20 protein-coding genes and 3 pseudogenes are annotated in these 19396 nt (G+C 68.6%); 16 read left to right on the top strand and 7 right to left on the bottom strand.

All coding sequences use genetic code 11. The features are described 5' to 3' along the window. Positions 1-10 precede the first annotated feature (10 nt). On the bottom strand, positions 11-451 hold the full coding sequence (locus LTT61_RS04940; RefSeq protein ID WP_233018742.1) for a MerR family transcriptional regulator: 441 nt from the start codon (positions 449-451) through the stop codon (positions 11-13). Between the two features lie 347 nt (positions 452-798). On the opposite strand from LTT61_RS04940, the gene LTT61_RS04935 reads away from it, so the two are divergent. Beyond that, complete coding sequence (locus LTT61_RS04935) at positions 799-1587, top strand: IclR family transcriptional regulator (protein ID WP_233018741.1); 789 nt, start codon at positions 799-801, stop codon at positions 1585-1587. Between the two features lie 44 nt (positions 1588-1631). After that, a complete protein-coding gene (locus tag LTT61_RS04930) occupies positions 1632-2270 on the top strand; it encodes a helix-turn-helix domain-containing protein (protein ID WP_233020876.1) in 639 nt (212 codons plus the stop codon). A 14-nt stretch (positions 2271-2284) separates the two neighbouring features. Here the strand turns inward: LTT61_RS04930 and LTT61_RS04925 are convergent, their stop codons facing one another. Continuing rightward, positions 2285-2518, bottom strand: a complete 234-nt coding sequence (locus LTT61_RS04925; RefSeq protein WP_233018740.1) for a hypothetical protein — start codon at positions 2516-2518, stop codon at positions 2285-2287. 59 nt (positions 2519-2577) lie between these two features. Here LTT61_RS04925 and LTT61_RS04920 point away from each other — a divergent pair, with 59 nt between their 5' ends. From LTT61_RS04920 to LTT61_RS04910, 3 genes and pseudogenes are all read left to right on the top strand, one after another. Next, on the top strand, positions 2578-2856 hold the full coding sequence (locus LTT61_RS04920) for a hypothetical protein (RefSeq protein WP_233018739.1): 279 nt from the start codon (positions 2578-2580) through the stop codon (positions 2854-2856). 648 nt (positions 2857-3504) lie between these two features. Further along, entirely contained in the window at positions 3505-5040 is a 1536-nt protein-coding gene (locus tag LTT61_RS04915; RefSeq protein WP_233018738.1) for a CocE/NonD family hydrolase, read from the top strand. Positions 5041-5149: 109 nt separating this feature from the next. Beyond that, positions 5150-5323, top strand: a pseudogene (locus tag LTT61_RS04910) (IS5/IS1182 family transposase); the annotation flags it as partial. Positions 5324-5338: 15 nt separating this feature from the next. Here LTT61_RS04910 and LTT61_RS04905 read toward each other — a convergent pair. The 5 genes and pseudogenes from LTT61_RS04905 to LTT61_RS04885 all read right to left on the bottom strand — a co-directional run. Next, positions 5339-5471, bottom strand: a pseudogene (locus LTT61_RS04905) (transposase); the annotation flags it as partial. A 35-nt stretch (positions 5472-5506) separates the two neighbouring features. Further along, positions 5507-6043: pseudogene (locus tag LTT61_RS04900) on the bottom strand (acetaldehyde dehydrogenase); the annotation flags it as partial. Between the two features lie 50 nt (positions 6044-6093). Then, positions 6094-6894 (bottom strand): 2-keto-4-pentenoate hydratase, encoded by an 801-nt coding sequence (locus LTT61_RS04895; protein WP_233018737.1) that lies wholly within the window; start codon positions 6892-6894, stop codon positions 6094-6096. Then, on the bottom strand, positions 6891-7835 hold the full coding sequence (locus LTT61_RS04890; protein ID WP_233018736.1) for a 3-carboxyethylcatechol 2,3-dioxygenase: 945 nt from the start codon (positions 7833-7835) through the stop codon (positions 6891-6893). Before LTT61_RS04890 ends, LTT61_RS04895 begins: the two co-directional genes overlap by 4 nt. Continuing rightward, on the bottom strand, positions 7832-8827 hold the full coding sequence (locus LTT61_RS04885) for a zinc-binding dehydrogenase (RefSeq protein ID WP_233018735.1): 996 nt from the start codon (positions 8825-8827) through the stop codon (positions 7832-7834). The genes LTT61_RS04890 and LTT61_RS04885 overlap by 4 nt, the downstream gene beginning before the upstream one ends. Before the next feature lie 100 nt (positions 8828-8927). Here LTT61_RS04885 and LTT61_RS04880 point away from each other — a divergent pair, with 100 nt between their 5' ends. The 11 genes from LTT61_RS04880 to LTT61_RS04830 all read left to right on the top strand — a co-directional run bounded on the left by LTT61_RS04880 (position 8928) and on the right by LTT61_RS04830 (position 19213). Continuing rightward, the gene (locus tag LTT61_RS04880) at positions 8928-10283 is read left to right on the top strand and encodes an aromatic ring-hydroxylating dioxygenase subunit alpha (RefSeq protein ID WP_233018734.1); all 1356 of its coding nucleotides are present in this window, start codon (positions 8928-8930) and stop codon (positions 10281-10283) included. Then, positions 10280-10618: a non-heme iron oxygenase ferredoxin subunit gene (locus LTT61_RS04875; RefSeq protein WP_233018733.1), complete on the top strand. Its 339-nt coding sequence runs from the start codon at positions 10280-10282 to the stop codon at positions 10616-10618. Before LTT61_RS04880 ends, LTT61_RS04875 begins: the two co-directional genes overlap by 4 nt. Continuing rightward, complete coding sequence (locus tag LTT61_RS04870; RefSeq protein ID WP_233018732.1) at positions 10615-11811, top strand: NAD(P)/FAD-dependent oxidoreductase; 1197 nt, start codon at positions 10615-10617, stop codon at positions 11809-11811. The genes LTT61_RS04875 and LTT61_RS04870 overlap by 4 nt, the downstream gene beginning before the upstream one ends. Positions 11812-11821: 10 nt before the next feature. Then, complete coding sequence (locus LTT61_RS04865; RefSeq protein ID WP_233018731.1) at positions 11822-12388, top strand: 3-phenylpropionate/cinnamic acid dioxygenase subunit beta; 567 nt, start codon at positions 11822-11824, stop codon at positions 12386-12388. 22 nt (positions 12389-12410) lie between these two features. Continuing rightward, positions 12411-13265, top strand: coding sequence for an alpha/beta fold hydrolase (locus LTT61_RS04860; RefSeq protein ID WP_233020875.1), 855 nt, complete (start codon positions 12411-12413; stop codon positions 13263-13265). Beyond that, positions 13262-14134 (top strand): SDR family NAD(P)-dependent oxidoreductase, encoded by an 873-nt coding sequence (locus LTT61_RS04855; RefSeq protein ID WP_233018730.1) that lies wholly within the window; start codon positions 13262-13264, stop codon positions 14132-14134. The genes LTT61_RS04860 and LTT61_RS04855 overlap by 4 nt, the downstream gene beginning before the upstream one ends. Next, positions 14131-15702, top strand: coding sequence for a long-chain-fatty-acid--CoA ligase (locus LTT61_RS04850; RefSeq protein WP_233018729.1), 1572 nt, complete (start codon positions 14131-14133; stop codon positions 15700-15702). Before LTT61_RS04855 ends, LTT61_RS04850 begins: the two co-directional genes overlap by 4 nt. A 71-nt stretch (positions 15703-15773) precedes the next feature. Next, on the top strand, positions 15774-16148 hold the full coding sequence (locus tag LTT61_RS04845; protein ID WP_233018728.1) for a hypothetical protein: 375 nt from the start codon (positions 15774-15776) through the stop codon (positions 16146-16148). 447 nt (positions 16149-16595) lie between these two features. Next, positions 16596-17189 (top strand): TetR/AcrR family transcriptional regulator, encoded by a 594-nt coding sequence (locus tag LTT61_RS04840; protein ID WP_233018727.1) that lies wholly within the window; start codon positions 16596-16598, stop codon positions 17187-17189. Beyond that, the gene (locus tag LTT61_RS04835) at positions 17182-18171 is read left to right on the top strand and encodes an SMP-30/gluconolactonase/LRE family protein (RefSeq protein WP_332909224.1); all 990 of its coding nucleotides are present in this window, start codon (positions 17182-17184) and stop codon (positions 18169-18171) included. The genes LTT61_RS04840 and LTT61_RS04835 overlap by 8 nt, the downstream gene beginning before the upstream one ends. Before the next feature lie 745 nt (positions 18172-18916). Further along, positions 18917-19213, top strand: coding sequence for a nitroreductase family protein (locus LTT61_RS04830; RefSeq protein ID WP_420094735.1), 297 nt, complete (start codon positions 18917-18919; stop codon positions 19211-19213). The last annotated feature ends 183 nt before the right edge of the window (positions 19214-19396 follow it).

Below are 19396 nucleotides of genomic sequence, written 5' to 3'. Positions count from 1 at the left end.
AATGTCAATGTCAAGTCTGGCTCGCGGCGCCTTGCTGTGACCTGCGTCCTACCTCGGAGGCTCCGCTCGCACGCGAGCGTGCGCTCCGCTGCGAGCTGCGGTCCATTGCCTCGATGTAGCGCTCGAGCGCGTCCCGGTTGTGCTCGAGGAACGCGATGCGCTCCGTCATCCGTTCGCACTCACGCACGAGGGTCTCGCGCAGTTCGGGGTCAGGGTCCGAAACCACGATGTCCTTAGGCCGGCCGAGGCAGGGGAGCAGGTCACCGATGATGCGCGTCGGGATGCCGGAGTCGAGCAAGCCGCGCACCTTCATCACTCGATCGACAAGGTACTCGTCGTATTCCCGATACCCGTTGCCCAGTCGCCGGGGCGCGATCAGACCCTGCTCCTCGTAATAGCGCAGCATCCGCGGCGGAACTCCCGTCCGCTTCGCCAGTTCACCGATGCGCATCCTTGTCCCGTCCGTCAGCTTGACACAGATGTGAATGTTACTCTGCGTCGACAGAAGATGGCCGACGGATCGCCATGGGGTAGCACCGGGGCGCCGTGTGAGACGGCCGGTGGTCGCAACCGGCCCGGTCGGGCCTATGCCGATCGGACAACAGATAGCCGTACGGCTGCATCATTGCGGCCAGGCCGCAGGACTGGGCCACGGCAGACCAGGAGCGCCTCGATGGGCCGTCACTTTTAATGTACGTCCGTCACCATTGACGCACACCCAGTTCGAACCGGACTATGTGTCATGTAAAAGTTCTGTTTGCCCACTGAAGTTGACGGGTTCGAATTGTAGGAGCCAGCATGACGACATCCTTTGCTGAGCCTGTGCGTGATGATCGGGCGGCCGTGGAGAAGGCGATCAGTCTGCTCGTGGCGTTCGGGGGCGAAGCGAGTGCGGGTCTGGGCGTCAGTGAACTGGCGCGGCGGACGCAGTTGAGCAAGTCGACTGCCTTCCGGCTGCTGGGGATGTTGGAGCGCAGCGGGGTGGTGGAACGGGCGGGTACCGGATACCGGTTGGGCGCCCGGTTGCATCAACTCGGCCAGGCGGTCTATGCGCCGGAGCACGAGCGCGTTCGGGACCTGCTATTGCCGTTTCTGACCGACCTGTACGAAAGAACCCGGCACACAGTGCATTTGGCCGCTCTGCACGGCACCGACGTGGTATATCTGGCCAAGCTGTACGGGCACCGTACCGCCACGGCGCCGTCCCGCATCGGGGGGCGGCTGCCGGCGCACGGTACGGCCATCGGCAAGGCACTGCTGGCCTATACCCCTGATATGGCGTCGGATGTGCTGGCGCACCCGCTGACGGCGCTGACGCCGTACACGATCACCGATCCGGTCCGGCTGAGCGCCGAACTGGTGGCAGTCCGCGCGGCCGGGCGCGCGATCGACAATCAGGAGAGCCGAATCGGATTGTCCTGCCTTGCCGTTCCGGTGTTCGACGGTCACGGGCACGCGATGGCCGGACTGTCTGTATCCGGCCCCCAGGGACAGATGGACATGCACCGGCTCGAGACAACTCTGCGTCAGGTGTGTGCTGCGGCGACACAGGCTCTGGCACGTCGTCGGCTGGAACGTACGGCATGAATCCGCTGCCGGCTTCGTTCGCGGGCGTGACCCACAATGGAGGCATGCGCAGTGCAGTTGACAGCCATCCGAGCGAGAACGATGTGGTTGCCCGCAATGTCCGGCGCTATCGGCTGGAACGGGACCTTTCGCTCGGGGACCTGGCCCGCCGCTCGGGGCTGTCCAAGCAGACGCTGTCGAAGATCGAGCAGGGCTCGGGCAATCCGACGGTAGAGACGCTGTCCCTGCTCGGGGCGGCGCTGGGCGTCCCGGCGCGTCGACTGCTGACCGAATGGGGGACGCCGGTATACGTCCAACGCGCCGAGGAGGCGCAGTGGACGTCGAGGGCCAACTGGTCGGAGCGGCTGCTGGACGAGACCTACGGGTCGGGCGATGTACGCACACTGATGTTGCGCCTCGAGCGGGCCGGCGGATCGCCGTCGATCATCGACCCGCATGCGGCGGGCACCCTGCATCATGTGTACGTGGTCACCGGCAAACTTCGGACCGGGCCGGTGAGCGACACTGTCGATCTGGCCGCCGGTGATTTCGTACGGTTCCCCGGCGATGTCCCACACCTGCACGTCTCCCTGACCGAGCGGGTTGTGGCGCATGTGGTGACCACCGTGCCCCGGGTGGGCCGGTTCGCTCCGACGCGCCCATTCGTCGGCCGCGCCGAATCGCCGTCGACGAGCGCGGACTGAGGCGCGGCCGAACGTCACGGTCGGGTACCGGGTACACGGTCGAGGTTCCGGACCACGTCTTCGGCGGGCAGGTGGGTGGCGCAGGGCGTGGTTTCGGTCAGCTCCCATGCCTGCCGCAGCACGTTGCCATGATCGGCGAAGAGCCCGATCAGCGAGGACGGCACCGGCGCTCCGGCCACCACGACGGTGCGCAGATGCGGAAGCCCGGTGTCGAAGCAGCCGGGTACCCGGGCCAGGGCGGCGAGCATGGCGGTTACCGCGAAGAACTCGTGCCGGCACCGCGGAGCCCGGGTGTGCCGCGCCGACTATGGCGCTGGACCTGCACCTATCATGGGTGGGCCTACGCACGTACGCGCCGCTGCTTGTCTATCGTGACGATGGCCGGGTCCTCGCCCATGTCGGTACCGAAGAAGTCGCCCGGCTTCTGGAACTGGTCGGCGTGTGCCAGGAACAGCCGGTGGAAGTCATGACTTCAGCGAAGCCGTCCGCATCGGGTGGTTCCAGCGCCTGTTCCGTCGTGCGGCACGCGGGCGTCGATACCGGCCCGTTTCGGGACCGCTGTTCCGCCGTGCGGCACGCGGGCTAGGGCGCCGCTGCCCGGAGGCGCGAGTGTGATCTCATGTCTGCAGCACAGGCCATTTCCCAGAGCGCCACCGATCCGCTGTCGGGTCTGGTGGTACCCGAGGTCCCGTCCCGGTGCCCGAGTCCGGGCAGGACGCTGGTGCGGGTGGTGGCGAGTGCACTGAACATGCACGACCCGTGGACACTGCGCGGCGTCGGTCATCCACCGGAGCGGTTGCCTGTCATCCTGGGACGACCAACTGCTGGACCTGGTGCAGAACGGCGAACTCGCCGAATTCGACAACTGGACCGTGGACTGGATGGCCCGCGAAGGCGGCGGCTCGGCACACGAGGTGCGGGACTCGGATCGCCGCCTACGCCGCACTCGCCGCAACCTGCGACTACACCATGAAACACCGCTTCTACGAGGCGATCCCAACCTGGGTCGCGGGATTCGCGGTAACGACCGCGCAGCGGCGATGAGGTACCCGAACTGATTTGCCCACCACGCAACACTACGTTTTCGCCCGATAACGACAATTGGGAGCTCCACACCATGCCGCCCAGTAACGATACCGTTTCGCTCCGACAGCCGCGGAGTCGTCGTCAGAAGTTCGCGGACGCCCTCATCGCGCGCAGGAGCCCAGTTCGAGGACCATCCTGCGACTACACGGTGACCCGCGATCTGCGGATTCCGACACGTGACGGGGTCGAACTTCTCGCCGACTACCTCGAGCCCGTGGGACCGAGTCGCGGAACGATCCTGCTCCGATCTCCCTACGGCTCCAATGCCATCATGGTCGCACTCTTCGCAGCGCCCTACGCCCGACAGGGATACCGGGTTGTCCTCGCTCGCTGCCGAGGTACCTTCGGATCCGGTGGCCCGATGCTCGACCCCATGGTGCGAGAAGTCGACGACGCCGCAGACACCATGACGTGGCTGCGCAAACAACCCTGGTTCGACGGTCGGTTTGCCACAGCAGGGCCGTCCTACCTCGGCTTCACCCAGTGGGCGCTGCTGATGGACCCGCCGCCCGAACTCACCTGCGCGGTCATTCAAGTCGGCCCCCACGACTTCAGCCGCGCTGCCTACGAAGGCGGAGCATTCAATCTGAACGCGTTCTTGGCCTGGAGCGACACGGTTGCGCATCAGGAGTCCGGATTCCTCGAGACCCAGTATCGCCTGCTGACCGAGCGGCGCCGCTGGGAATCGGCAATGCCGCACCTGCCGCTTGCCGAGGCCGGCGATCGCCTCTGCGGAAATCGAGCACCGTGGTTTCGCGATTGGGTGAGCAACCGCGACCTGGCGAGTGAGCAGTGGACAGCCATGAATTTGGACAAGAGTCTCGATCACGTACAAGTGCCCGTGCTCCTGCAAACCGGTTGGCAGGACCTTTTCCTGAACCAGACTCTCGATCAGTACGAACGTCTCAACAAGCGGGGGGTGGAGGTCGCACTCACCGTCGGACCCTGGGATCACTACGAATTCGCCGGCAAGGGTTCCAGCACCTTGATGAACGAGACACTCGACTGGCTCTCCGCCCACCTCACCGGCGAAACCCCACGACCGCGCACCCAGCCGGTCCGCGCCATGGTGACCGGAGCCGACGAATGGGTAGATCTCGACGTCTGGCCGCCGGCGACCACCCCGTTTGCGCTACATCTTCATCCGGGCGGAGTCCTGGGCGATGAGCCGGCACCGGTGGGTTCAACGGCGTCGTTCACCTACGACCCAGCATTTCCCACTCCCACGATCGGCGGGCGGCTACTGAAGAACGGAGGCTACCGCGACGACACCGAACTAGGCGAGCGCAGTGATGTGGTGACATTTACCGGCGCACCACTGCCGGCGGATATGAAAGTATTCGGCAGCCCTGTGGCAGAGCTTCACCATCTGTCGGATAACCCGTTCGCTGACCTGTTCGTGCGTATCAGCGAGGTGGACAGCAAGGGGCGTTCCCGAAACGTCAGTGATGGATTCGTGCGTCTGGACCCCGATCGAATCGAGAAAGTGGTGCGAATCGAGATGGATCCGATCGCTCATCGTTTTTCCGCCGGAAATCGTGTACGGATCACGATAACGGGCGGGTCGTTCCCTCGCTGGGAACGCAACCTGGGTACCCGCGAGGACCCGGCAACATCAACGCGAATGAAACCGTCGCATCGGACAATTGTGCTCAGCGGCTCACATATAGCGCTTCCCTCATAGGACCGTGTCTCATGTGGACTGGTTGACCCTCGTCAGCTTCTTGTACCCGGTCGACGCCGCGGCGAGGGCGAGGAAGCCCAGGAAGTGCGCGGCCTTGCTGTCGTAGCGTCGGCGGCGCCCGGGCAAGCTGCACGCCGATAAGGCCTACGACCACGCCGAGGTCCGGGCCTGGGTCCGCGACCGCGGCATCGGGGTCCGGATCGCTCGCAAGGGCGTCGAGTCCAGCGGTCGCCTCGGTCGGCACCGGTCGGTGATCGAGCGGACGATCTCCTGGTTGAGCCGGTGATAGCCCGTGCCTCGGTCCACGCGGTGAACCGGCGATGCGCCGTGGGAACCGAGACCCCGAACGAGGGTGGCAACATCCGTCACGCGCACCCGCTGGTCAGCACGAACACCACGGCGGTGAACACCGCCCGCTCATCGACCAGCGCCCACAACCCGTCCGGCACCAGCCGCTGCGACAACACAGGATGATCACGGCTTTGCCGCGTTCTGCGCCCCCGGCGGTGGTGATGGCGTGTGCGGTGGTCTCGGTGAATTCGTCGATGTCGGCGCGGGTGCCGGGCCCGGCCGAGCGCGAGGAGATCGAGGCCACGATCTCGGCGTAGCGCACCGAGGTCACCGCCGCGACCGCGGCGACCACCGGGATGGTCGCCTGGCCACCGCAGGTGACCATGTTGAGGTCAATGGCCCCCGGCGTCGAGGTGCTCGTCGAGGTTCACCGGCGGCACGACGAACGGCCGATGGCGGCGGGGGCAGATCGATGAGGGTCTTGCTGTAGGGGGCCAGGGTGGCCGCATCGGCGAGGTGCGCGCTGGCAGAGGTGGCGTCGAAGATCAGGTCGATCTCATCGAAGCCGGGCAGCGCGATGAGCCCGTTCACGCTCTCGTGGGTGGCCGGTACCCCGAATCGGGCGGCGCGGGCCAGCCCCGTCGGATTCGGGACCGATGCCGACCATGGCGCCCATCTCGAGCTCGGTGGAGGTACGCAGCACCTTGATCATGAGGTCGGTGCCGATATTGCCCGACCCGATGATGGCGATCTTGGTTTTGCTCACTGCTGCTCCTCGAAGGCGGCCGTGACGGTGCCGAGCGCGCCGATGTCGGCGCGCAGCCGGGTGCCGGGCAGAATGGACACCATCGGACCGAGGGCTCCGGAGAGCACGATCTGCCCGGCGCGCAGCGGGTTCCCGAACTGGCGTGCGATGCGGGCCAGCCAGCCCAGCGCATGCAGTGGATCGCCCAGGCAGGCGGTGCCGGTGCCGTGTGCGACCTCGATGTCGTCGACGTGGAGCCGCATTCCGACCTCGCGGGGCTCGAATTCGTCGAGTGTGAGCCGTCGGTCGGCGAGCACGAACAGTCCGCTCGAGGCATTGTCGGCCACGGTGTCGGTGATGGTGATATCCCAGTCGGCCACGCGGCTGTCGACGATTTCGAGGGCGGCCACCGCGTAGTCGACCGCCGCCCGGATCTGCGCCTCACCCAATTCGCCGTCGGCAAGATCACTGCCGAGGACGAAGGCGATTTCGGCCTCGGCCTTCGGCTGCAGCAGGGTTCCGGCCGGGATCACACCTGGACCGGAGTAGTTCATGTCGGCGAACAGCACCCCGAAGTCGGGCTGGTCGACCCCGAGCTGCTGCTGGACCGCCGGGGAGGTCAAGCCGATCTTGCGGCCGACGACCACCGCGCCCGCGGCTTCGCGGCGCCGGATCAGCTCGGCCTGCACGGAGTAGGCGAGTTCGATGTCCTCGGACCCGATGAGGTGGCGGACCGGCGCGGTCGCGATCCGGGTGCGGGCGGCTTGTTCGAGCCGGTCGGCGGCGTGGGCGACCACCGCGGTGTCGATGCTGGTCATGCCAACACCGCCGTTACCGCGGCGTAGCCGGCGATCCACGCCGGAATCGGCTCGTAGAAGCGGCTTTTGAGCTGATAGCCGCCGTTCGCGGCGAGCGCGGCGAAGGCCGCGACCCAGGTGCGCACCTCGTGCGCGGAACCGCCGCCGCGCCGGCTCATCGCCTCCACGGTCCAGTCGTCGAAGGCCGACAGGTCACCGGCGGCGAGCAGGTCCAGCACTTCGTTGTCCCAGTCGGGATTGATCGGCAGGATCGCGCTGGTGCCGGCTACGTAGTCGCGGCCGGCCTGCACCACACGCTCCTCACCGCGGGCGCGTTGCTGGAGGGTGGGCGGATGGCCCTCGATCAGCGCTTCGGCGACCCGAGGCGGGGCGCCGGCGAGCACGGGTACCGGCGGGTCGTGGGAGAGCCCGCCGGAGGCCAGGTGCAGTACCCGTTTGTCCAGATCGGCGGCGGCTCGGCCGATGGCTGTTCCCAGCGCGCGGATCCGGTGCAAGGGGCCGAGCGGGGTGGCGACGCCGTTGACGAAGACCGGCACCACCGGGACCTGGTCGATGCCGCCGAAGAGCTGCTCGAGCGGCTGGGCGAAGCCGTGGTCCACGGTCATCCGGGCCGAGATGGTCAGGTCCACCCCGCGGTCGAGGACGCCTTGGGCGATGGCGTGGGCGGCGGTGTGGTCGACGGAGAGATCGCCTGCGGCGGAGCCGAAGTCGCCGACCGCGTGCGCGGCGGTGGCCAGGCAGAACGGCGGCATTTCGCGGTAGAAGAAGCCGTTGTAGTGGTCGGGGGCGTAGAGCACGACGAGTTCGGGATCGAAGTCAGCGATGAAGGCGCGGGTCTCGGCGAGGGCGGCGTCGACGCGGGCCAGCACCGCTGGCTCCGGGTCGTTGCGACCGATCAGCGGAGAGTGCGAAAGCCCGACGGCGGCGGCAGTGGAAGTCACGACTCGTTCCTCGTGGTCGGGGCGGGCGGGCGGACGACGAGCTTGCCGGTCAGGTTGCCGTCGATCATGAGCTGCAGGCCCTTGTGAATGTCGGTGAGCGGGAGCACGCGATCGATGGCGGGCCGCACGCCGGTGGCCTCCATCATGCGTAGCATGGCGACCAGCTCGGCACGGGTGCAGCCGGTGGAGCCGAGTACCCGCTGCTGTAGGTAGAAGATGCGGTTGAGGTCGGCGCTGGGGTTCGGGCCGCTGGTCGCCCCGGCCACCACGATGGTGCCGCCGGGACGAAGTGCTCTGAGCGAGTGCTGCCAGGTGGCCTCGCCGACTGTCTCGATCACCACGTCGACCCTGTGCGGCAGCCGTTCTCCGGTGGGAAGGGCCGCGCGGGCGCCCCAGGCCAGCGCCTCGTCGCGTTTGGCGGCGCTGCGGCTGGTGGCGTAGACGATCGCGCCCGCGGCGGTGGCGAGCTTGATCGCCGCCGAGGCGACGCCGCCGCCGGCACCCTGCACCAGCACGCGGTCACCGGGGCGAATTCCGGCCTTGGTGAACAGCATCCGGTAGGCGGTGGTCCAGGCGACCGGCAGGCAGGCGGCCTCGTCGAAGGAGAGCCAGCCGGGTTTGGGCACCAGGTTGCGGGCGGGCACGGTCAGGTACTCGGCGAAGGTGCCATCGTGCTGTTCGGACATCAACGCGCGGCCGGGGTCGAGGGTCTCGTCGCCGCCGCCGGCGTCCGGGTCGGCGATCACCGGGTGCACGATCACCGGGTTGCCGTCGGCGTCGTAGCCGGCCGCGTCGCAGCCCAGGGTGATCGGCAGCCGCTCGGGCGGATGCCCGACCCCGCGCAGCGTCCACACGTCGTGCATGTTCAGCGAGGAGGCCATCACCCGCACCAGCGCCCAGCCCGGCGGCGGTTCGGGCACCGGAACATCGTGCAACTCCAGACCCGAGAGCGGATCGGTGGCGCTCTGGCGCAGGGCTCGTGCAGCAAGCATTACTCCACGCTCACCCTTCCACCCCGGCTGATCCACCGTGCGTGCCGCCGTGCGGAACGATCGGTGGAGGCCGGCGGCGCGGCGCGGTTGCCTGGATCTCATGACCTCCACCATCGAACCCGCGCGGTCGGAGAGCGCGACGGCCGCCCCGTGCGGGGCGCTGCGGCGCCCGGCGGCGCTCACTCGCGACATCGACGTCTCCGGACTCGTCGATGCCGAGGGTGGCCTGCTGGATCGGGCGATCTTCACCGACACTCAGCTGTATCAGCAGGAGCTGCGCCGGGTATTTGCCCCGAGCTGGCTGTTCCTGGCCCACGCCGACCAGTTCCACAAGCCGGGCGACTTCTTCACCACCTACATGGGCGAAGATCCGGTGATCGTCACCCTGGACCGGAACAAGCGGATCCGGGCCTACCTGAACTCCTGCCGCCACCGCGGGGCCCGGGTGTGCCGCGCCGATGTCGGAGCCACCCGCAACTTCACCTGCACCTACCACGGCTGGGCCTATGACCTGGACGGCAAACTCGTCTCCATCCCGAACCAGGACGGCTACCCCGACGATTTCGATACTGCCGACTGGGGGCTGGTCGAGGTGCCGAACATCGCGACCTACCGCGGCCTGATCTTCGGCACCTGGAACCCCCGACCTGACCCGCTCATCGACTATCTCGGCGATATGACCTGGTACATGGACGCGATGCTGGACCGCGACCCGGACGGCACCGTGGTGCTCGGCGGGGTGCACAAGTGGGAGCTGGAGGGCAACTGGAAGCTGGCCGCCGAGCAGTTCGCCACCGACTGGTACCACGTCAACATGAGCCACGCCTCGGCGCTCACAGTGCTGTCCAAGGACAAGAAGCCGCGCACCGAGATCGTGCACCGCACCGGTCGACAGTTCCTGGACTCGAACGGCCACGGCGCCGGATTCCCGGTGCACCCGCGCAACCGGTTCAACGCCCAGACCGTGCACGAGTGGACCGACTATGCCGCGCTTCGCCAACGCCTCGGCGACGCCCGCGTGGAGGGCCCGCTGACCGACGGCCACGCGACCGTTTTCCCGAACTTCTCCTACCTGCCGGTCATCGGCACCATCCGGGTCTGGCACCCGAAGGGCCCGGACCGGATGGAGGTGTGGTCCTGGACCGTGGTCGACAAGTCCATGCCGCCGGAAGTCCGGGAGGCGCAGCGCCTCTACAACCTGCGAACCTTCGGACCGAGCGGCATCTTCGAGCAGGACGACGGCGAGAACTGGAGTGAGGTGCAGGCCATCTCGCACGGCTTCATCACCAACCGGGTACCGCTCAACTATCAGATGGGCCTCGGCTCCGAGCGCGACGACGGCCGCCACCCCGGCACCACCAGCGAGCTCTACAGCGACGCCGCGGGCCGCTCCTACTACCGCCGCTGGCGCGACCTGATGAACACCCCCGCCTGGCACGAACAGGAGAAGCGATGAGTGCGAGCGGTATCCGGGTCGCAGCGCTGGACGACATCCCGATCGGCGAGGGTATCGCCGTCGACAAGGCCCTCACCGGCACCGCCGATAACATCGCGCTGCTGCGCGACGACGACGGCAGCGTCTACGCCCTCGACGACACCTGCACCCACGAGGTCGCCTCGCTGGCCGAGGGCTGGGTGGAGGACGGCTACGTGGAGTGCCCGTTGCACTCCAGCAAGTTCTGCCTCGAGAGCGGCGAGGTGGATTCCATGCCCGCCACCGAGGGCGTCTGCCCGCACCGGGTCGAGGTCCGCGACGGCGAGGTCTTCCTGTTCCCGGGATCGGCGCCGTGATCGTGGTCATCGGCGGCGGCATCGCCGGGGTGAGCACGGTGGCCGCGCTGCGCTCCGGCGGTTATGAGGGCGACCTCACGTTGGTCGAGGCAGGCGCGCTGCCCTACGATCGGCCGCCGCTGTCCAAGGAGTTCCTGCTCGGTACGAAGGCCGTCGCCGATATCGCGCTGCGGCCACCGGAGTGGTACGACGACAGCAAGATCCGGCTGTTCACCGGCACCCGCGCCACCGCGCTGCACCCGGGCACCGGCCGGGTCGAACTCGGCGACGGCACCGAACTGCCTGCTGAGCACGTCGTGCTCGCCACCGGCGGCGCAGCAGCCCGGCCTCCCGTCCCCGGGCTGGACGGCGACCGGGTGCACGTACTGCGCACCGACGACGACGCCGAACGCCTGCGCACGGCGCTGCGCCCCGGCGCACGGGTACTGGTGGTGGGCGCCGGGCTGATCGGTGCCGAGGTCGCCTCCACCGCCGTCGATCTGGGGTGCGAGGTGGTCCTGGCCGATCCGACCGATCCGCCGCTGGCAGCCGCGCTCGGCACCGAGGTCGCCCGCTGGCTGCACGACCGGCACGCCCCGCGCGGGATCCGCACGGTGACCGCCGCCGTCGGCGCGATCCGCCGGACCGGCCACGAGGTCGAGGTGGAGATACCGGAACCGCAGCGCTTCGATCTGGTCGTGCTCGGCATCGGCATGGTGCCCGATACCGCGCTCGCCGCGCACGCAGGCATCGAGGTCGAGCGCGGTATCGTGGTCGATCCGGCACGGCGCACCTCGAACCCGGCGGTGCTCGCGGTCGGCGATCCGGCCCGGGTGCGGCGCGCCGGTGTCCTGCTGCCGCGGACCGAGCACTGGGACGCCGCCCGTCACGACGGCGCGGTCGCCGCAGCCACCCTGCTCGGCACCGTGCCCCCGGCCGAGCCCGCGCCCTGGTTCTGGACCGACCGGCACGGGCTGCACGTGGAGGCGATCGGCGGCATGACCGGCGCGGAGCGCACTGTGCTGCGCGGCAGCTACGACAGCTCCGCGTTCGCGGTATTCGCCCTGGTGGACGGCCGGGTCGCGGGGGCCGTCGCAGTCAACGACTCCACCGCAGTGCGTGCCGCCCGACGGTTGATCGAGCGCGGCACCGCCGTGGACCCGGATCGGCTCGCCGACCCGCGCACCGAGCTACGCGCCCTGCTGCGGGGCTGACAGAGAGGCAATGATGGTCACCCCCACCGCCCCGCCGGCGTCCGCGGGCGCCGATCGCGACACCCACTTCGAGGTGGAGCAGTTCTACTACACCGAGGCCGCACTGCTCGACGACAACCGCTTCTCCGACTGGCTCGACCTGCTCGCCGACGACCTGGAGTACTGGATGCCGGTACGCACCAACCGGTTACGCCGTCAGCAGGCGCTCTCCATCGCCGCGCGCGGCGAGGCCGCCTACTACGACGAGACGAAAGAAAGCCTGACGTGGCGCATCCGGCGCTTCGACTCCGGCATGGCCTGGGCAGAGGACCCGCCCTCGCGCACGAGGCACTTGGTCACCAATGTTCGCGTGGGGCCGGTGGATCCGGGCGAGCACCCCGGCTTCGGCCCCGGTGACCTGGTGGCCACCTCGGCCTTCCTGGTCTACCGCAACCGGCTCGAACGCGAGCAGAACATCTTCGCCGGGCAGCGCTCCGACGTGCTGCGCCGCACCGACGGCGCGCTGCGCGTGGCTCGGCGCACCATCCTGCTCGACCAGAACATCCTGCAATCCAAGAACATCTCGACGTTCTTCTGATCCGAGGACACCAGTGAGCGACATCGACGTCAGCACCGTCCAGCACACCGTGACCACCACGCTCGGCGAGATCGCGATCGCCGAGGCGGGCAGCGGCCCTGCCCTGGTCATGTTGCACGGCGGCGGCCCCGGCGCATCCGGGGTGAGCAACTATCACCAGAACCTGCCTGCCCTGACCGAGCACTTCCGGGTGCTGCTGCCCGACCAGCCCGGCTTCGGCGTCAGCTACCGCCCCTCCGAGGACGACCTGAAATCCCGCTCGATCACCCAGATCACCGTCGACGCGCTCTACCAGGCCCTCGACGCGCTCGGCGTGGAGCAGTTCCACCTGCTCGGCAACAGCCTCGGCGGCGCCGCCGCCATCGCCATGGCCCAGGCCCGGCCCGAACGGGTGCGCAGGCTGGTACTCATGGCACCGGGCGGGGGCTGGCTGCCGTTCGGCCCCACGCCCACCGAGGGGCAGAAGGAGATGTTCCGCTACTACAACGGCGGCGGCCCCACCGAACGCAAGATGGCGAACTTCGTACGCACCATGGTCTTCGACCACAAACAGTTCGGCCCCGAGGTGATCCGCAGCCGCTACGAGGCATCCCTCGACGCGAGCCACATCGAGTTCTACCGCTGCTACAACGCCGCCTTCGCCCAGCGCCACGGCATGGACCCGCTCTGGCGCGAACTACACCGCATCACCGCCCCCACCCTGCTGCTGTGGGGCCGCGACGACCGCACCATCACCCTCGACGGCGCCCAGATCATGCTGCGCAACATCCGCGACGTGCAACTGCACGTGTTCGGAAACTGCGGGCACTGGGTGCAGCTGGAGCGGGCCCGCGAATTCGAGCGCCTGGTCACCGACTTCCTGGGAGCGTCCGCATGACCGGCTGGTTGCAGGGCTACTCCGCGCTCGTCACCGGCGGCGGCACCGGCATCGGCCGCGCGGTCGCCGAACGCTACGTCGCCGAGGGCGCGCGGGTCACCATCGTCGGGCGCGATCTCGAACAGCTGCGCGCCGTCGTCGCCGACTCCGCCGACCCCGCGCGCTGGCACGCCGTCGCCGCCGACGTCCGCGACCCCGAGCAACTGCACGCCGCCGTCGCCGAAACCGTCGACCGCTTCGGCGCTCTCGACACCCTGGTCGCCAATGCCGGGATCTGGGACTACAAGCGCTCGCTCACCCGGCTGTCGGCCACCCAGCTCGCCGATACCTTCGACGAGATCTTCGCGGTCAACGTCAAGGGCTACCTGCTCGCAGTCGAGGCCGCCTGGCGGGAGCTGGTCCGCAGCCGCGGCAGCGTGGTCATGACGCTGTCCAACGCCTCCTTCTACGTCGACGGCGGCGGCCCCATCTACACCGCCTCCAAACATGCCTGCCTCGGGCTCATGCGCCAGCTCGCCTACGAACTCGCACCCCGGGTCCGGGTCAACGGCGTGGCCTGCGGCGGCATGAACACAGACCTGCGCGGCCCGGAATCGCTGGCACTGCAGGACCGCTCACTGGGTGCCTCGTTCACCGAGCGGGCTCCCGACGCACCCGCACCGCCGATCCCGCTGCACGACTCCAGCACCGACCCGGCCGCGTTCACCGGCGCCTACGTGCTGCTGGCCGCGGGTGAGCAGAGCGGCCCGATCACCGGCCAGGCACTCTCCGTCGACGGCGGCATCGGGGTGCGCGGCTTCGGCACCGCCGCCGGCGGCGACCATCTGGCCGCCACTCTCGAGGACCGGGCCCAGGAGGCCACCCGATGACGACCGCGACAATCGTGCCCGTCGACGTCAACCCCGCCGCGGCGATCCGCCGGATCGCGTCCTACCAGCCCACGACCCCCGCGATCGGCTACCCCGGGATCGAACTCGACTACGCCACTCTCGACGATCGCGCCGCCCGGCTCGCCGCAGTATTGGCCGGGCGCGGCATCCGCGCCGGGGACCGGGTCGCCTACGCCGGGTTGAACAGTCCGGCCTTCCTGCTCACCCTGTTCGCCACGGTCCGGCTCGGCGCGGTCTTCGTCCCGGTGAACTTCCGCCTCGCCGGGCCGGAGTTGCAGGGAGTACTCGCGGGCAGCGGCGCGGTCGCGCTGGTCGCCGAGGAAGGTCACCGCGCCGTGGTGGACAGCGTGCGGGAGCACACCGCGCTGCGCGAACTGCTGCTGGTGGACGACGACGCCGAGATCCCGGCGCCACCGGAGCCGGACGCGCCCTGGGAGCCCTGGAGCCGCCTGCTCCAGCAGGCGCAGCCGGACGACGATGTCGTGGCACGCGGTTTCGACGACCCGGCGGTGCTCATGTTCACCTCCGGCACCACGGGGGCACCCAAAGGCGTCACGCTGACCCACGGCAACATCTGGTGGAACGGGGTCAACGTCGACACCCGGCTGCACACCCGCCGCGACGACGTCACCTACGGGGTGGCACCGCTGTTCCACATCGGCGGGCTCAACGCGCTGCTGCTGCGCACCCTGACCCGTGGCGGCACCGCCGTGCTGCGCCGCAGCTTCGACCCGCCACGCTTCCTCGCCGACCTCGTCGAGCAGCGGGTGAATTCGTTCTTCGCCGTACCCGCGATGCTCGCCGCGCTGGCAAGGGTGCCGGGGATCTGGGAGGCCGATCTCTCGGCCCTGCACAGCGTGGTGGTGGCCGCCGCGCCGGTGCCACCCTCACTGATCGAGCAGTACGCCGCCCACGGCATCCTGCTGCAGCAGGCGTGGGGGCTCACCGAAACCGCGCCGTTCGCCACCCATCTGCCCGCCGAATACACCATGCGCAAGCTCGGCTCCGCCGGCATCGCGATGCCGCACACCGAGGTCGGCGTCGTCGATCCGGCCACCAATACCGCGGTAGCGCCCGGAGAGCCCGGCGAGATCGTGGTACGCGGGCCCAATGTGACCCCGGGCTACTGGAACAACCCGGCTGCCACCGCGGCGGCATTCGACGCCGAAGGCTGGTTTCATTCCGGCGATATCGGCTACCTCGACGCCGACGGCTTCCTCTACATCGTCGACCGGCTCAAGGACATGATCATCAGCGGTGGGGAGAACATCTACCCCGCCGAGGTGGAGAACGCCCTGGCCGACCTGCCCGGTGTCATCGATGTCGCGGTGGTCGGGGCCGACGATCCGCAGTGGGGCGAAACCGTAGTCGCTGTGCTCTGCATCGCCGAGGGCAGCGAGGTCGGGCTGGAAGCGGTACGCGAGCACGCCGCGCGCCGCCTGGCCCGCTACAAACTGCCGCGCCGGGTCCAGTTCGTGGACGCGTTGCCGCGCAACGCCTCCGGAAAGCTCGACAAGCGCGCGGTGCGCGCGTTGCTGCGACCGTGAGGACGGCGCCTCCGGTCCCGGTGCCCGAGCCGGCACCACCGTGGCGGATCACCCGATCGGCGCCCGACGGCGTGGCGCTGTCGCTCGAGATGGCCGGGCCGGGTCACCCACCGGCCCGGATCCGGCTTTCCCGGTGCCTGTCCGGTCCGCTCGCGGCTGCCTACCCGGTAAGCGCGCACGACATCGAACTGCGTGCGCCGGCCACAGGCACGCAGCTGACCGCCACGCTCACCGCCCTGGTCCCGGCGCTGCTGCGAGCCGACCCGCAGTGCCGGCGCGTGGTACTCGCCCTGCCCGCCGACGACCCGGACGCGCTTGGTGCCGCCGCAGCCGCCGGACTGCGCCAAACGGTCGAGGTCGACCTGCCCACCGGTGAATTCGTGCTCGCCGTCGCCGAACCCGCCTGGGTGACCGCGATCGACAGCGATCAGGTCCCCGGAACCTGATCGCGCTCCGGAGCCGGGCGCGGCGGGACCGAACTGGCGCATCTGCGGAACCCTGGTCACCATGTGTGCCACCGCGCGCTCGCTCGAGCAGGCGTACAGGTGCGCCACATCGCCGGGAAATCGCACGAAGTCCCCCGCGGCCAGCTCCACCGGGTCCGTGACCGGGCCGCAGCGCAGCTTTCCGCTCACGGCGTAGAGGTGGTGCAGCGTGCCCGGCGAGTGCGCGGCCACCACCTGCGGCCGGCGCCCGGAGCGCTCGAAACGCAACACCAGCGTGCGCACGTATACGGGAACGGTGTTCAGCGAGATCTCGAGGCGACGTGAGCAGTCCAGCAGACCAGGGGCCGAGCCCGCTTGACCGGATGCTACCTCCGCTTTATGCTCGAACAGATACGGAGGCATAATCCGTTTTGTGTGGTCGCAGGATTACCGGAAGCAGGAGGGCGCATGAGTGCCAGTGAACAGCGGGTGCGAAAGCCCCGAGTGGACGTCCAGCGCAACCGCGCTGCCCTTCTGGAGACCGCGCAGCGTCACTTCCTGCGACATGGAGTCGGCACCTCGCTCGAGGCGGTCGCCAAGGAGACGGGCGTCGGGCCCGGCACCCTGTACCGACACTTCCCCACCCGAGAGGCGCTGCTGGCTGCCGTGCTACAGACACGCTCCGAGGAGCTGGTGGCCCGCCGGGGGGACATCGAGCAATTGGGCGATGCCGGCGAGGCGTTGGAGCAGTGGCTGCGGGCGATGGAGGACTACTTCAGCACCTTCAGCGGGCTCCCGGACCCGCTCATGGCCGCGGCCCAGGCGCAGGAGCCGGATAACCCGCTCACGATTCCTTGCGAGATCTTCATCGCCGCGACCGACAAGTATGTGGAAGCCGCGCAGCTCACGGGGCAGGTGCGTTCGTCGGTGCGGGGGTACGACCTGTTCCTCGCGGCCTGTTCCATTGCCTGGATCAAGGGCAACGGCGCCGACGACCAGTCGCTCGCCCGGCTCCGCACGCTGCTCGCCAGCGGCTACCGCCAGCGGGACCAGAATGCGTGAACCGTTGGACGCCCGCCTCGCTCAGGTCGGAGCCGCCAGCGCCCGATACCGCGATTTTCAAGGAGATTCAATGAGACATTCACCAAGAGTGCTGCCCGCAGACGCTCGTCGCCTTGTGGCGCAGGGAGGTCTCGGCTACCTCGAGGGAGCCCGGTGGCACCGTGGGGCGCTGTGGTTCTCGGACATGACCCGGTGCAAGATCAGTCGCCTTTTCCCCGGCGAACCGCCCGAGGATGTCGCCGATGTGCCCGGGCGCCCATCGGGTCTCGGTTTCGGCCCGGATGGGGCACCGATGGTCGTTTCCATCGATGACGGCCGGCTGCTGCGGGTGGGAAGTAGCGGACTGGAAGAACTCGCCGATCTCGCGCCGGTCGCGTTCCATCCCAACGATATGGCCGTGGACCGAGAGGGCCGGGCGTATATCGGTCCGCAGGGCTACGTTTTCGGAACCGATCCCATAGGTGTGGGTTTGATCATCCGCCATCCCGATGGCCGAATCGAAACCGGCGGTGAGGATCTCATATTCCCCAACGGCATCGCTATCTCAGGCGACGGGCGCACCCTGGTCGTCGCGGAATCGTTCCGGGCGCCACGGACCAGGCTCACCGCGTTCACCGTGACCGACGACGGCGCGCTGACAGACCAGCGCGTGTTCGCTGAATTCGGGTCACCGGATGTAGAGGCGATCGATGGCATCGGCATCGACAGTGCGGGTGCGGTGTGGGCGGCCTTCCCGTGGATCGGTGAATTTCGCCGCGTCCTCGATGGCGGCGAGGTCACCGACGTCATCCGGATCGACCCGGACACCGCGACATATCCCGACGGCGGCACTTTCGCGGTGGATGCGGTACTCGGCGGACCGGAGATGAAGACCCTCTACCTGCTCATCTCCGATACCAGCCCCGAGCGCCTCGGCAATGGCATGGATGCCACGGGCCGGATCGAAGCCATCGAGGTCGAGGTGGCGGGAATCCGAGACTGACGGCAGGCTCCTGTGTCGGCGCAAGCGTCTCCGCGACAGTCTCCCGGAGTGCTTCGCCCCCGTTGCGACAACCATCCTTCCGGCGGCCGGGGCTGGGAGGACGTAGTGGAAACGAGTCGCGCCCGTCCACCGCTGACCGCCCCGCCCTCGGGCGCGAAAGGGCATGAGGGTGGTTTCGGTGCCGCGAAGTACACCAACACACCACGAATACCGACAAGCGAACACCGATAGCGCGCAGTCCCCTGCTCTGCGCCGGAGTCTTGCCATGGCGCTGCCCGCGAGCACTCGCAAGGCTGTCGGCACCCACGAAGTGGGTCCTGCACAGCCCTCCATGACGGCTCCCGGGCGGGTCGTCCGCGCTGTGCCCGGCCGCTATGGCGGCTGTGCGCCATGGGAAGGAACTACATTGACCGGCACAACATCCCCCCCTTCACCGGCCTGGCGTGCTGGAAGACGCGCAGACGGCCCCCTCGAACAGCAACACCCAGCCGTGGGCAGTGCACATCGTCTCGGGTGTGGAACGGGACGCGCTGGCCCGGGAACTGCTCCAGGCCGATGAGGAAGGACGCATCTCCCCGGTTTCACCGCCGACTACGGCGAGGGCATCTACTCCGAGCGGGCGCAGGCTCTTGCCGCGAGCTACTACGGAAGCCTGGAAATCGAGCGCTCGGACCGGGAAGGCAGGAAGGCGGCGGTCCGCGAAAACCTGGAGTTCTTCGGGGCTCCCCACGTCGCGCTCCTGTTCATGCCCGCTTTGGGCGACGGGGTGCGGACGGCCGGTGATATCGGCATGTACGCGCAGAACTTCCTGCTCTCGCTGGCGTCGAGGGGGTTCGCCGGCATTCCGCAGACCATGCTCGGGCTCTATGCCGGCGCTGTCCGCGCGGTCTTGGATGTTCCCGAGGATCTCGAGCTGCTGTTCGGCATCTCCTTCGGTACGGCTGACCCGGCGGCACCGGTGAACGCGTTCGGCAGGACACGCATCCCGCTCCAGGAGAGCGTGGTCCTGCACAGCACTCCCGGTGTCCTCGACGGTCAGTAGCCCGTCCGCCCGCTGCTGCCACCCGCGCCCACGCCTTCGGCCATCGCCTTCCTCGCGCTCGCCCGATCCCGCCTTGACAATACGGAGGATGGCTCCATATTTTGGAGAAGGCGATCGGAGGTTGCCTCCGTTTTTCTCGCCTCGTTTGGAGGAGCGACAATGACAAGCCGACAGATAGTTCTG

It is taken from the genome of Nocardia asteroides, from assembly GCF_021183625.1.
GTDB lineage: Bacteria > Actinomycetota > Actinomycetes > Mycobacteriales > Mycobacteriaceae > Nocardia > Nocardia asteroides_A.
Note: the sequence above shows the minus strand (reverse complement) of the source record. Positions and strands in the feature narration are given on the sequence as shown.

What these genes read in the sequence shown, in the direction of transcription:
- LTT61_RS04875 (WP_233018733.1), top strand. Translation starts at nt 10,280, where the DNA reads ATGAGTGCGAGCGGTATCCGGGTCGCAGCGCTGGACGACATCCCGATC.
- LTT61_RS04885 (WP_233018735.1), bottom strand. Translation starts at nt 8,827, where the DNA reads ATGCTTGCTGCACGAGCCCTGCGCCAGAGCGCCACCGATCCGCTCTCG.
- LTT61_RS04840 (WP_233018727.1), top strand. Translation starts at nt 16,596, where the DNA reads ATGAGTGCCAGTGAACAGCGGGTGCGAAAGCCCCGAGTGGACGTCCAG.
- LTT61_RS04880 (WP_233018734.1), top strand. Translation starts at nt 8,928, where the DNA reads ATGACCTCCACCATCGAACCCGCGCGGTCGGAGAGCGCGACGGCCGCC.
- LTT61_RS04920 (WP_233018739.1), top strand. Translation starts at nt 2,578, where the DNA reads ATGGCGCTGGACCTGCACCTATCATGGGTGGGCCTACGCACGTACGCG.
- LTT61_RS04855 (WP_233018730.1), top strand. Translation starts at nt 13,262, where the DNA reads ATGACCGGCTGGTTGCAGGGCTACTCCGCGCTCGTCACCGGCGGCGGC.
- LTT61_RS04830 (WP_420094735.1), top strand. Translation starts at nt 18,917, where the DNA reads ATGCCCGCTTTGGGCGACGGGGTGCGGACGGCCGGTGATATCGGCATG.
- LTT61_RS04865 (WP_233018731.1), top strand. Translation starts at nt 11,822, where the DNA reads ATGATGGTCACCCCCACCGCCCCGCCGGCGTCCGCGGGCGCCGATCGC.
- LTT61_RS04935 (WP_233018741.1), top strand. Translation starts at nt 799, where the DNA reads ATGACGACATCCTTTGCTGAGCCTGTGCGTGATGATCGGGCGGCCGTG.
- LTT61_RS04940 (WP_233018742.1), bottom strand. Translation starts at nt 451, where the DNA reads ATGCGCATCGGTGAACTGGCGAAGCGGACGGGAGTTCCGCCGCGGATG.
- LTT61_RS04925 (WP_233018740.1), bottom strand. Translation starts at nt 2,518, where the DNA reads ATGCTCGCCGCCCTGGCCCGGGTACCCGGCTGCTTCGACACCGGGCTT.
- LTT61_RS04895 (WP_233018737.1), bottom strand. Translation starts at nt 6,894, where the DNA reads ATGACCAGCATCGACACCGCGGTGGTCGCCCACGCCGCCGACCGGCTC.
- LTT61_RS04930 (WP_233020876.1), top strand. Translation starts at nt 1,632, where the DNA reads ATGCGCAGTGCAGTTGACAGCCATCCGAGCGAGAACGATGTGGTTGCC.
- LTT61_RS04850 (WP_233018729.1), top strand. Translation starts at nt 14,131, where the DNA reads ATGACGACCGCGACAATCGTGCCCGTCGACGTCAACCCCGCCGCGGCG.
- LTT61_RS04835 (WP_332909224.1), top strand. Translation starts at nt 17,182, where the DNA reads ATGCGTGAACCGTTGGACGCCCGCCTCGCTCAGGTCGGAGCCGCCAGC.